We start from the raw sequence: 12,612 nt of genomic DNA on the forward strand, positions 1-12,612 counted from the left end.
TCTGGTTGATTGGCTTCTATTTTTAAATCAACTCGCTGAGAATATCGATTTCCGTGGGATTATTGGCACTTAATCAATTTGAACTTCCCGTTGTGCTCCAGAAACTTTCTGGACCGTTCCCTTCACGGTGAAGAAATCTTCACACAGCTGTTGCAATTCCACCATGGCGACATCGGATCGCTCAGCTTGCTCCTTATTAATCGATTCAATCACCAATATCGGATTGCGAGTGGCTTCCGTTAGTTCCGTCCGTTGTGATTCCCGCCAATTAAAGCAGCGACAAACCGCTCCCTTATCGTCCAAATAACAAACTTCACCTGGAAGAGCCGGCATGTCCTCCGTTTCACCATAGGGCAGAAACGACTCCCTGCCTTTTGCCACCCCTAAGTGCATGTCTCCGACAATGGCGTCGACATCCTCGCCACCACAGGAAGCCCCATATTTGAGCGAAACACTATTATAAAGATCCACTAACGGCATAATTGGGGAGAAGGTCTTTCCTTGGCTAACCCGTTTTAATAACGCTTCTGTGGTGGCCCGGGCACCCTTTTTGGTCTTGAATTTTCTAAATGCTTGCCGCCATTGGTCAACCACTGGATTTTTCCGAAACGGTTCAACGGTAATATACTGTTCGGCAGCCTGGGTGCCCTCATCAAGCAGCTTCTGTAAATAAGCCAATTTATCTGCTTGAATATGATTGTCAATCCCTGCAAGGGTCATGACATTAATTTGAACGTCCGGAAAAAGATCAACTACTTGGGAATCTAAAATTAATTTTTTCATTATCTAACCTGGCTTCCAACTAAATTGTTTTCTTCAAAATAAGGTCACGCTGTGGGCTGTCACCTAATGTAAATACATGATCGCCAATTTTCTTAAAACCAAGTTGTTTGTAAAAAGCAATCGCACCGGGATTATGCTCCCAAACGCCAAGCCAAATGTTCGTTTTACCCCAATCCATGACGTTTGTGTGCTGGTAAAACGTAAATTCGTTGAACTTCCAAACTAGCTTCACCCATTTTTTCTGTTTGAGAATCTAAAATATTAATTTTCAAATAACCAGCTAATTCATCGTCCTCAAATATAAAAAAGAATTCTGAATCAGGGTTGGCGAGTTCGCTGTGAAGTTGCGGCTGACTGTATGATCGAACTAAGTACTTTTCTAAATCTGCTTGTGAATTATATTGCCCAAAGGTATCCGTGAATGTGGCCCGGCTGATTTCTTCAAGTTGTGGCAAGTCAGCCACCGTGCATTTTCTAATCGATGTTGCCAATCATTTTCCTCCTAGTATTTGCGGTGATGACCTTTTTTGACGAATTCCCAATCGGCTGAAACGTTGTCACTCACTTTTAACAACAATTTTTCAAGCAACTGGCTATCTTCCTCGCTGAGTCCTCCGAGGGCAACTTTATTCGAGTACAGATTCTCACGGTGAATAAATGGATACACATCAGTTGCTTTTTTGGTTGGAAACAGCCGTTTGATTTTTTTATTAGTGGCATCGGCCCGTCGATCAATAAAGCCGTTCATGTCCATCTTTCGAATGGCTCGGGATGCTGTCGTCCGATCAACTTTGATCATTGTCGCTAACTGTTCCTGGATAATGCCGGGATGCTCACAGATCCGAACCAGGTATAAATACTGACCCTTAGCGAGGTCAAAATCTTTAAATTCAATATTTGCAACTGAATCCAGTGCCCGAGCAATTTCACCAATGGGTCGAAGAATTTCTGCTATTGCCATCACCCTCCCTATTTCACTAGGAATGATTCTAAAACATTTTTATTGCAAATGCAACAAAATTTAAAATCGACTGAAAATTCCCAGTTTGATGATCGGCTTCATTAGGTTTGAAAAATGAAACAGTCCATTGCTTCACAGTTATCTCAATATTCTAAGAACCGCTTCAACATAAATCCAAAGCCAGGATTTCCCCACTACATTGTTGAAACGGGCAAAAAACAACTGCCGCTTACTATCTAAAGGACCCTTAACTAAAATCCAACCAGGACTTCCCCTGCTACATTGTTGAAACGGGCAAAAAACAACTGCCGCTTACTATCTAAAGGGCCCTTAACTAAAATCCAAAACCAGGATTTTAGTTAAGGGTCCTTTAGATAGCCGCGTCAAACCGTTGTTTTTTGCCCTCTTATTTTTCTAACCAGCCACTTTCTCCCCTCTTCCAACAGAAATAGTGGAATTGGGATACAGAATAGGAATACCCATTCAGAGAAATTGAGAGGTCCCGTATTGAAAATTTCCTGAAGAAACGGCTGATACATTAGGCAGGCAATCAGGACAATTTCTACGCCAATTCCTAACCAGATTCGTCGGTTACTAAATAACCCAATCGAAAAGACTGACGAAATTTGCGTGCGACAGTTCATTGCCGCTGCAATCTGGCAGAACACAATTGCCCCCAGCGTAATGGTTGTCGCTTCCGCGTAGGGTAATCCTGATGAAGCCAAAGGGATATTTGGCCAGCCATTAACGTGATTAACAAAGAAGTAAGCAGCCGTTGAAATGACCGAAGCCGTCAATCCGTACAACCCAAACGCTTTCCAAATAATGGACTTGTTCAACAGATGACTATTTTGCGGACGGGGCGGCTGGTCCATAATCCCTGGTTCAGCTTTTTCAATGCCTAATCCAAGCGCTGGCAGTAAATCTGTTCCCAAGTCCACAGTCAAAATTTGCATAACTGTTAATGGCAATGGAACCAAACCGCGGGTCACCAAGAAAATAACCGAAGGCGCTGCTTCAGGAACATTACTATTCAAGATGTACAGCAAGAATTTCTGTAGGTTACTATAAACAGTTCGGCCTTCTTCAATGGCACTGACAATGGAAGCAAAATTATCATCAGTTAAAATCATATCAGCCGCATCTTTGGCAACGTCAGTGCCAGTAACCCCCATTGCGATCCCAATATCGGCCCGTTTCAACGCTGGCGCATCGTTCACGCCATCACCAGTTGAAGCAACGATATCACCATTTTCCTGACACATTGTGACGATTCTAAACTTATGTTCCGGCGCTACCCGGGCAAAAATCACTTCACCCTTAACGGCTGCCTTCAATTCCTGATCACTCATTTGATCCAATTCTTCGCCACTGATGACACGCGCTTTGTCAGAAGTAATCCCGATTTTGACTGCAATGCTCTTGGCAGTAATCGGACTGTCACCAGTTACCATAATAATTCGAATATTCGCCCGCTTACAATTCTTAACTGCTTTGAAAATTTCGGGCCGGGGCGGATCAGACATCATTGTGAGGCCAACGAATACCATGTGCCTTTCCGCTGTGTCGATCGTGTAGTCATCAATCGCCGTTTTGCGTAACGGATCATCAACGGACACGTTTCGATATGAGAATGCAAGGGTTCGTAGTCCCTGTTTGGAATATTGCTCATTGATCCCATTAATTCGTTCTCGATCAGCAGCCGTTAATGGTCGAACCTTGTCACCATCCAATATCTGATCACAAATCTTCAATTCACTGCCAAGGGCGCCCTTGGTATAAATCAAAGGATTCCCAGTTTGATCTTTCGTAATCGTCGTCATTAGTTTCCGCCCGGAATCAAACGGCAACTCTTTTAACCGTGGAAATTGCTGATTCTCTTCTTTGATATTCATTCCGGCTTTTCTGGACAGAATAACCAGAGCCGCTTCGGTTGGCGTTCCAAGGATTTTAGCCTTGCCGCCATTTGGATCCTCATTGACTTCAGTATCATTATTGAGAGTTGCAATTGCTAACAGGCGACCTAAATCGCTTGCTGGTTGGCCATTGACGTCCTGACCATTCTTTCGAATCTTACCATTGGTCACATAGCCCGTTCCAGTCACTTCATAATCACCGCTGACCAACCAAATGTGATTAATTGTCATCTGATTTTGGGTCAGTGTTCCGGTTTTATCAGAACAAATGACCGTGGTTTCTCCCAACGTTTCGACACTGTTTAAATTTTTCAACAGGGCATGTTTTTTAGCCATGCGTTGCGTTCCTTGGGCTAACGACAACGTCACCGTCGGCAGCAATCCTTCCGGAATAAACGCCACAATCATCCCGAGTGCAAAAATGAACGACTGGGCAAATGGATAATGGACAAAGAAAACAGCCAGCAGGAAAAATGCAATTCCTAAAACAATGGCAATCACCGTCAATTGCCGGGTCAAGTGGTTTAATTCCCGTTGCAATGGATAAATCACTTTCTTCTGGCTTTCGGTCAGTCTCGCAATCCGACCAAATTCCGTCTGCATCCCAGTCGCCACCGCAATGGCATTCGCAGTTCCGTTAGTCACCACTGTTCCGGCAAAAATGATATTTTGTTGGGCAAACTCACCATCACCATGTTGATAATGATCGGCTTTCTCAACCGGAACCGATTCACCGGTTAGCGAAGATTCATCCACTTGCAAATTGGAACTATTGAAAATCCGAGCATCGGCAGGGACTGAATCACCCGCTTGAATTTGAAATAAATCACCAGGCACCAACTGCTCAACTTGAATTTGTTGGGTCTTGCCGTCCCGATTAACCTTGACGTAAGATGGCAACATTTTCTTCAAAGAATCGGTCGCCTTTTGAGCGGCGTGCTGTTGCCAATACGAAAAGCAACCGTTAATCAGATTCACGGCCCAAATCGCAATCCCCAATTCCATCATGCCGGCAAACATCGCAATGATTCCGGATACCCACAATAAGATCGCCATTAGCGACGTAAAATTTTCGAGAAAAATCAGGATTTCTGATTTGTGTTTCACTTGCTGAATCGTATTTGGCCCATATTGAGCAAGCCGTTTTGCCGCTTCAGATTGGCTCAATCCACCTACTGGAAGATCGAACTGCTTCATCAAATCATCAACAGATGTTTTCGCGGATTGATCGATCTTGGTTGATTCAACGTTCTTCATTCGACTCATCACCCTCGAGATAACTATTAATTAAATGTCTTATGTAGACACCATCATTATATTCTTTATTGGCAATGAGAGAAGGATAACGGTCGAAAAAGTAACCGGCTCAACTGATTAATTCGAAGAAGATGCGACTGAATGCTTGGAATTCAATTTTTTCGCGTTGGTCAAAACTTCAGGTGAGAATAATTCATCAATTAACTGATTTGGTAATAATCGCTGCTCTTTAACTAATTCTTTGACAGACTGTTTGTGAGCTACTGCCGTTTTAATCAATCGGGTCGTCTCTTCGTAACCAAGTAATGGTGATAAAATCGTCGCGGCAATCGATGAATGTTCAACCTCGTGGCGGCAGTGATCAACATTCACTTTGATGCCTGCAACACAATTATCAACTAAAGTAGTGACCGCCTTTACCAAATGTTGCTCACTCATCAAAATTGCGCGGAACATAATCGGCTCAAAAGCGTTTAATTCCAACTGCCCGCTTTCCGCAGCCATCGTGACCGTCACATCGTTGCCAATAACTTCAAAAGCCACTTGATTAACAACTTCTGGAATAATTGGATTTACTTTTCCTGGCATGATTGACGAACCGGCGGCCTTTTTAGGCAATACCAGTTCATTTAATCCGGCTTGCGGACCGCTTGAAAGCAGCCGAAGATCATTACTGAATTTGGAAAGATCGGCAGCCAGCATTTTCATTGCACTCGAAATAGTGGTGAAGGCATCGCTATTCTGAGTTGCATCTACCAAATCATCAGCTTGAATTAAAGAAAGATGGGCAACTTTATTAAGAGTCGGAATAATTTGTTCCTGATACTCAGAAGTTGTATTGATTCCTGTTCCAATAGCAGTCCCACCGAGATTAACCACTCTCAAAACCTCAGCTGCCTTCTTCAGCCGATCATAATCTCGGTGAAATAATGAGGCATAGGCAGAAAAGCTGCGACCAAACGTTGTCGGAACGGCATCCTGTAACTGGGTCCGGCCAACTTTGATTGCGTCAGCATATTCTTCAGCTTTGTCAGCCAAAGTTTGGCACAATCTGTCTACTGAATTTAGAAGAGGTGTCAGCTTTTTTAACATCGCCATTTTCCCAGCGGTCGGATAGGTATCGTTGGTTGACTGGGCACAATTGACGTCATCATTAGGATGGATGCTAATGGCTGCTTTGCCACCCTGGGCACTTATTTTCATCGCCAATTGAGAGACGACCTCGTTGACGTTCATATTTGTCGAAGTCCCGGCACCGCCCTGAATGGCAGGCACACAGAAGTCTTTGAAGTCACCTGAAAAGAGCAGTTGGTTACATGCCGAAATAATCAAGGCTGCCTTGTTACCTGCTAAGCTGCCGGCCTTTTGATTAGCAATCGCCGCTGCTTTCTTAATCTGAAGATAACTACTAATAATGGCTGGATCAACCTTTTCATCGGTAATCGGAAAGTTATGCATCGCCCTTAAAGTGTGGACACCATATAAAACGTCATCGGGTACAAAAAGCTCACCAATACAATCTCTATCAATTCTCATTATTCAGCCTCATTTCATGTCATGTTTTCTAACAAAACTTACGAGATATAATATATACCCATTTCAAAAAATGTCAAGCTAAGTCTTTATCAATATAGGTTTTCTGCACTTATACCGATATCTAACAAGCTGGCGTTAGCATATCCATTAAACGGCCAACTATCGTTACCTGCGTCACATAATATGCCATCATCAACACAATCATCGTGACTTTGCTATAATTCAGTTAAGATTGCTTGTCTCTGCTTTGTTAATCGCCAGAATTTGGTATCGTAGTGGTATAAGCCATTAATGATGAGGAGAACAACTGATAATCATGAAAAAAGAATTGACATTAATCACAATTTTATTAGTCGGAATTTCTTTAGCCGGCTGTGGCGACTCAACCCAGCCGAAGAATTCCCACCCATCCTCAACCACAAAAGTTATCAAATCAATCACCCGAAAGGATTATGATCAAATCAAATTAGCAAACATCACCGCTCCTACCAAGGGCGGCAGTTCGTTGAATTCAATTAGGCAATCATTCGGCAGCCCGACGTCTCACCATAAAGTGTCGCTTTCTGGTACAAGTAAAAAATCAGCCATCCAATATTCTTGGAATCAACTCGATAAGGGATTCAAGGCATCAGCTGTCACTGTTGAATTTTTGGACGGTCATGCAATCGGTAAGGGCTATGTCCTGAAACATACCACCCACCGTCAATATACGTCCGTTGAGTCAATTAACAGCCTTAATCCTGGAGACTCATACGAAAGTGTCATTCAAAGATTAGGCGAACCTGATTCTGAGTCAGTGACCGGCAGTGGTGATATGGCGGCAACCTCAGCGTTGTATCTCACGAGTAAAAAAGGCGCCGCGGTCAATTTAATGTTTACCGGTGGGCAGCTACAGTCAAAGAATCAGACAACAACAAAATAAATCGCATTGATAAGAGATGGGCAAATGGCATTTTGTCCCTATCATCTAACAAATAGCGTAATCATTCTGGGTTCTGGAATGGTTGCGCTATTTGTTTAAATGATGGGATTTGCCAGTTTTATCAGCATGAAAGTGATAATCTGAATAGCCCTTTCAAATGAATATCTCGGCATTTATTTACAGCCATAGGATAACAGTGTTATCTTAAAACAATAAGGAGTTGACACAATTGGCCGGAAAAACCAACAATACTAAAAATGACATCATTCAGTTGACCATTCGAAAGATCTCCGAGAATGGCTCCCAACAAATCTCGTTAAGATCGTTGCTGGGAGAACTCAATTTAACCACGGGCTCATTTTACAAACATTTCCAAAACAAGCATGACCTGTTCGCCTCGGTCACTCAAGTGGTTTCGAGTCGGTTGGGCAGACAAGCTAAGCAAACAATTGAAGGCCAACATCTGGAGCCGCTTGATTCACTTGTCGCCCTCGGAAAATTCATGGTTAATCAGTTTGATTCCCAACCATATTTGATGGACTTTTTATTCTTCAATTCAAGTGCCATTAATATTTACCACTCAGCCGAGTCTGCCACAAAATTCCCGTTACTAGCGTATCCACAGGAATTAATCACTCAAATTATGAACCAATATCAACTTTCTGAATCACCCGAAAATTTATTCATCAAAATATGGGCCTTCATCCAGGGATACGGGATTTTAATTCGGAACCATGCCATCACGTTTGATGAAGCACTATTGAAAGAATCTGCTAAAGCATTGATTGGAGTTAATTGATATGAAAAATATTGTCGTCATCTACTGCCATCCCTATGACCAAAGTTTCACCCATGCTGTGTTGACCCAAGTCATGAACAATTTGACTGAGCAAAATAATCATCCCCAGTTAATTGATCTCTACAACGAACATTTCAACCCGACTTATGACAAAGAAGAATTACGACTATTTCACGAGGGGAAAACACATGACCCCCTGGTGACCAAATATTTGAAAATGCTCCGACAAGCAGACGGCATCATCTTCATCACGCCAATTTGGTGGAACAGTATTCCTGGCATGCTGAAGGGATTCATTGATAAAGTTATGAAAGAAGGCAAAGGGCTCTCCCACACAGTCACCAAAACTGGCGTTAAGGGCGAGCTGACCAACTTATCCCATGCTTATGTATTCACGACCTCCACTTCACCGACCTTTTATCTCAAGCTCTTTTGTGGTAATGCTATCAAGAAAGTCTTCATCAATCATACTTTGAAACAACTTGGGATTTCATCAGGAAAGTGGATCAATTTAGGTGGCATCACCAATTCGTCTGCCGACAAACGGCAGCGTCACTTGAAAGCCTGTCGGGAAATGACGTTCAACTTTTAGGCAAACGATGATTTAAAATTTATTTATGTCAAAAAGGCAGCCAGCCATAATCATGTATTTGTATCGTACAAAGATTATGGCTGGCTGCCTGTTTCTGAAATCAGCACTCATTTGTTTAGGCTAATCTGCCTTGTTTGATAAAATCATCATTCAAAAACGCAAACCGTTTTGGATCGCCAATCAACTTGCTATATGGATGGGGTTCGATCCCCTTTGATAAAAGTTGATTCATTAAGTAATTTCTTAAAATCCAGGGTTCCTCTATCCGTTCGGAATTGAGGTTCAAGACCGCTTGAATATGGTTTGGCGTACATCCCAAATCATTTGCCGCTTGGGTCAGGGTCAACCCGGCCAGTTCGAAGTTTTGCTTCAATTCAGCTTTGGTTGCGACAGCCTCATCTTCAGTTAACAACGTTTTATCACTTCCTCAACAGGTATTTAAGTTACCACCCACTGATCATTAAAACGGGTTACGTAAGATATTAACACAACCATAAGTGAAAATCACATAGTAAAAACTATTTTTCGCTTTCTCTGATTTGGCAGGTTTGAAACGGCCAAAATCATGTTAAAATGTAGTATGTATCTATTTGGCTTTAAAAGAAGCAGTAACTGCAATTATTGATTTCACTTAACTTTAAGATTGTAATCGATGCTCGTCAATCACGGTGATTTGATCACCCTTTTTGTCATGTTTTTGTAAGTGCTCAAATTTAAATCAGGTTACACAATAGTTTGTTTTATGGAAGGAAGAGAATTGATGCGTAATTTCAGAGAAAAGCACCTGCTATCTCTCATCATCTGGATTGGACTGGTATTAATTGCGGCATTTACCCTGCCAAACATTTCCCAGTTGGTCCGTGATAAGGGAAGCGTCCGCCTACCAGCAACCGTCCAAAGCGAGGTTGCCCAAAAAATTCAGAAAAAATCTGAAGGCGGCAAGAATGTCCGAACTTTAATCGCAGTCTTTAATAATAAGCACGGTAAAATCACGGACGAACAGTCATTGCAGATTGGCGACTCCGTTCGAGCCATTCGCAGTGATACCAGCCTACATATCGTGAGTGTTACGAGTGCCGGTGACAATGAAGCAGCCAAAAAGCAGCTGGTTTCAAACGATGGCACAACCGAAATGGTCATGATCACCGTTCCCAGCAAGTACAAGGTTAGAGGTCAGACCAATGAAGTCCTCAACAAAATTAAGACACCCGGGATGCGAACCTACGTTACCGGTAGTGATGTCTTAAATGAAGACTTCTCGGCAACAACCGAAAAAGGGCTTCAAAAGACCGAAATTATTGCCGCAATTTTTATTTTTATTGTCTTAATCATCGTCTTTAGGTCGTTGCTCATCCCAATCATTTCACTATTGACCGTTGCGGTATCCTATCTGATTTCTCTCAGTATTGTCATGAACCTGGCACAGCGCTATGGCTTCCCAATTTCCAACTTTACCCAGGTCTTCTTAGTCGTGGTTCTCTTTGGAATTGGGACTGACTATAATATCCTGCTGTATGACAGGTTTAAAGAACAGATTAAACAAGGGCAAACGGCAGTCGCGGCTGCCAAAACCGCTCAACGCCATGCTGGTCGAACCATCCTCTATAGTGGTTCTTCGGTGTTGATCGGATTTACTGCCCTGGCTCTGGCAAAGTTCTCATTCTATCGTTCTGGTGTCGGGGTTGCCGTCGGGGTTGCGGTCCTATTAATGGTTCTGCTCACTCTCAACATGTTCTTCATGGCAACCTTGGGTGAAAAGTTATTCTGGCCAAGTAAAAATCTGGCCGCCCATGACCGCAGCGTCGTTTGGCATTTTCTGTCCAAATTTACGATTTCCCACACATTTGTGATGGTCGGCATCTTAATTATCGCCGCTATCCCATTGTTATTCATGGGATCTCAAAAATTGAATTTCAATAATGCAGACGAATTGCCGAACAGCGTTCAATCCAAGGCAGGCTATAATCTCATTCAAGAACACTACCCTGCCGGAACCTCTGGACCATCTACGCTTTACATCGAAAATAAGAAACCACTCAATACCCAGCAGTATTTGGCCGAAATCGATCAATTAACCGGATACTTGAACTCGGAACCCGGCGTTAAATCGGTTGCTTCAGTTACAAGACCGGGTGGAACTAAGATTGATCAGCTATATCTGAAGAGTCAGTTAAAAACTTTAACTGATGGTTTGGATCAAGCCAATTATGGAATCAAAAAGGTTCAAAAAGGATTGGACAGTGCCAACAAGAAACTTGCTAGTTCGGACACTTCTGCCAGCATCGCCCAAGTTCAGAAATTAGCCGATGGTGCCAGCAAGCTTCAATCAGGTGCTCAACAATTAAGTAATAGCCTATCAACTTATACGTCTGGTGTTAACAGCTTGGCAAGCGGCTCACAATCGCTTAGTCAGGGCGCTTCTTCATTATCTTCTGGTGTCGGTCAACTATCGTCCGGCAGTCAGACGCTCAACTCAGGCATCCAACAATTGCAATCTAAGACCGCCCGTTTGAAGGCCCTTCGAAGTCGGGTTAGTCGTTTAGCCTCTGGGTCCAGTCGACTATCATCGGGCATTAGTCGCCTGCATTCACAAGTCACACCATTTTCAAGCGGTTTAAGCCAACTCCACAGTGGTGCAAGCCAACTGCAACAGAACAGCTCATCACTCGTCTCTGGAGCTCAAAGCGTCGCCAGTGGCAGTTCAGAAGTCAATACTGGTGTTCAAACGCTGAGTTCAAAGATGAAGGCTCTTCAAACTCAAATGCAACAGCTCCAACAAGGCCTTTCTTCTGCCAACGCCGGCTTATCCAAAGTTAGCAGCGGTACCAACACTGTTAATGATTATCTAAAGGAAATGCAAAAGTCCTATCTGGGCAACACCTTCTATATGCCAAAGGCAAGTGTTAAGAGCCCATCGTTCACACCATCACTTGATGCCTTTATGTCCAAGGATCGTAAGATTGCTCACATCACCTTTATTCTAAACAGTGATCCAAGCACTACTAAGTCCGCTAACCGGATTAAAACCATTACGCGTGATGTGAACGCCAAGTTGAAAGATTCATCCCTAAGTAAAGCCAAAGTTGCAATCGGTGGTCAAAGTTCTCAAACAGCCGACTTACAGAAGACCGCTAATGGGGACTTCCTGAGAACGGTTGTCATCATGCTGGTTGGAATTGGAATTGCATTGATGTTTGTCACCCGCTCACTCGTTCAGGCATTAACCATCATCGGGACATTAATTGTGACCTACTTTGGTGCCCTCCAGATCACCCGCTGGTTATCTGAATACCTGCTTTTCCAAAACATGCTCACCTGGAATACCCCATTCTTTAGCTTCATTATGTTAGTTGCTTTAGGAGTGGACTACAGTATTTTCCTGATGATGCGGTATCGAGACGATGCCAGCGCAATCACTGACGTCCGAATGCGGATCACAAACGCCGCAACGATCATTGGAACAGTGGTTATCTCAGCTGCGATCATTCTGGGCGGTACATTTGCCGCATTGATTCCTTCCAATGTGCTCACACTGATTCAAGTCGCAATGACCGTTATCGTGGGACTGGTCATCTTAGTTATCACCTTGCCAATCATTATGAGTGCAATGGTTAAATGGACCTACCCATATGTCAACGACAAGATGTATAAAAAGTCGATTGAAGGCCAAGATAAGATGCGTCGTAGCAAGAATCCTGAAGCCAAACATGAAAAGGATTAACGTCTGACCAAGCCGAAAAACGTTTAGCCTAACCCCGCTTAAATGTATGTACAGGAAGTGGGTCAAAGCGTTAGTCAGCAACTTGTTTATAAACCGTTTATATTGATCAAACGTGCGATAAATGG

The 12,612-nt window shown here is 43.1% G+C and carries 9 protein-coding genes and 1 pseudogene; 4 read left to right on the forward strand and 6 right to left on the reverse strand.

The window, feature by feature from the left end:
- Positions 1 to 69: 69 nt before the first annotated feature.
- The 5 genes and pseudogenes from FD12_RS10605 to FD12_RS10625 form a co-directional block, all read right to left on the reverse strand.
- Positions 70 to 783, reverse strand: a complete 714-nt coding sequence (locus tag FD12_RS10605; protein WP_056983079.1) for a B3/B4 domain-containing protein — start codon at positions 781 to 783, stop codon at positions 70 to 72.
- A 19-nt stretch (positions 784 to 802) separates the two neighbouring features.
- A pseudogene (locus FD12_RS10610) lies at positions 803 to 1,274 on the reverse strand (GNAT family N-acetyltransferase).
- Positions 1,275 to 1,285: 11 nt separating this feature from the next.
- Positions 1,286 to 1,738 carry a MarR family winged helix-turn-helix transcriptional regulator gene (locus FD12_RS10615; protein WP_056983142.1) on the reverse strand — a complete coding sequence of 151 codons (453 nt, stop codon included), beginning with the start codon at positions 1,736 to 1,738 and terminating at the stop codon, positions 1,286 to 1,288.
- A 389-nt stretch (positions 1,739 to 2,127) separates the two neighbouring features.
- Complete coding sequence (locus tag FD12_RS10620) at positions 2,128 to 4,917, reverse strand: cation-translocating P-type ATPase (protein ID WP_056983081.1); 2,790 nt, start codon at positions 4,915 to 4,917, stop codon at positions 2,128 to 2,130.
- A gap of 117 nt (positions 4,918 to 5,034) precedes the next feature.
- Entirely contained in the window at positions 5,035 to 6,453 is a 1,419-nt protein-coding gene (locus tag FD12_RS10625; RefSeq protein ID WP_056983083.1) for an aspartate ammonia-lyase, read from the reverse strand.
- Positions 6,454 to 6,769: 316 nt separating this feature from the next.
- Here FD12_RS10625 and FD12_RS10630 point away from each other — a divergent pair, with 316 nt between their 5' ends.
- The 3 genes from FD12_RS10630 to FD12_RS10640 all read left to right on the forward strand — a co-directional run bounded on the left by FD12_RS10630 (position 6,770) and on the right by FD12_RS10640 (position 8,766).
- Complete coding sequence (locus FD12_RS10630) at positions 6,770 to 7,375, forward strand: DUF3862 domain-containing protein (protein WP_056983085.1); 606 nt, start codon at positions 6,770 to 6,772, stop codon at positions 7,373 to 7,375.
- 229 nt (positions 7,376 to 7,604) lie between these two features.
- On the forward strand, positions 7,605 to 8,174 hold the full coding sequence (locus tag FD12_RS10635) for a TetR/AcrR family transcriptional regulator (protein ID WP_054747705.1): 570 nt from the start codon (positions 7,605 to 7,607) through the stop codon (positions 8,172 to 8,174).
- A gap of 1 nt (position 8,175) precedes the next feature.
- The gene (locus tag FD12_RS10640) at positions 8,176 to 8,766 is read left to right on the forward strand and encodes an NAD(P)H-dependent oxidoreductase (RefSeq protein WP_054747703.1); all 591 of its coding nucleotides are present in this window, start codon (positions 8,176 to 8,178) and stop codon (positions 8,764 to 8,766) included.
- A 115-nt stretch (positions 8,767 to 8,881) separates the two neighbouring features.
- On the opposite strand, the gene FD12_RS10645 is transcribed toward FD12_RS10640, so the two are convergent.
- A complete protein-coding gene (locus FD12_RS10645) occupies positions 8,882 to 9,178 on the reverse strand; it encodes a DUF2316 family protein (RefSeq protein WP_054747701.1) in 297 nt (98 codons plus the stop codon).
- 348 nt (positions 9,179 to 9,526) lie between these two features.
- On the opposite strand from FD12_RS10645, the gene FD12_RS10650 reads away from it, so the two are divergent.
- A complete protein-coding gene (locus FD12_RS10650) occupies positions 9,527 to 12,487 on the forward strand; it encodes an MMPL family transporter (RefSeq protein ID WP_056983086.1) in 2,961 nt (986 codons plus the stop codon).
- The last annotated feature ends 125 nt before the right edge of the window (positions 12,488 to 12,612 follow it).

Origin of the sequence: Lentilactobacillus rapi DSM 19907 = JCM 15042, from assembly GCF_001436255.1 — a bacterium.
GTDB classification, from domain to species: domain Bacteria; phylum Bacillota; class Bacilli; order Lactobacillales; family Lactobacillaceae; genus Lentilactobacillus; species Lentilactobacillus rapi.

Bases quoted from the DNA above. Each gene is read 5' to 3' on its own strand.
- FD12_RS10605 (WP_056983079.1), bottom strand. From the start codon at position 783: ATGAAAAAATTAATTTTAGATTCCCAAGTAGTTGATCTTTTTCCGGAC.
- FD12_RS10620 (WP_056983081.1), bottom strand. From the start codon at position 4,917: ATGAAGAACGTTGAATCAACCAAGATCGATCAATCCGCGAAAACATCT.
- FD12_RS10625 (WP_056983083.1), bottom strand. From the start codon at position 6,453: ATGAGAATTGATAGAGATTGTATTGGTGAGCTTTTTGTACCCGATGAC.
- FD12_RS10630 (WP_056983085.1), top strand. From the start codon at position 6,770: ATGAAAAAAGAATTGACATTAATCACAATTTTATTAGTCGGAATTTCT.
- FD12_RS10640 (WP_054747703.1), top strand. From the start codon at position 8,176: ATGAAAAATATTGTCGTCATCTACTGCCATCCCTATGACCAAAGTTTC.
- FD12_RS10650 (WP_056983086.1), top strand. From the start codon at position 9,527: ATGCGTAATTTCAGAGAAAAGCACCTGCTATCTCTCATCATCTGGATT.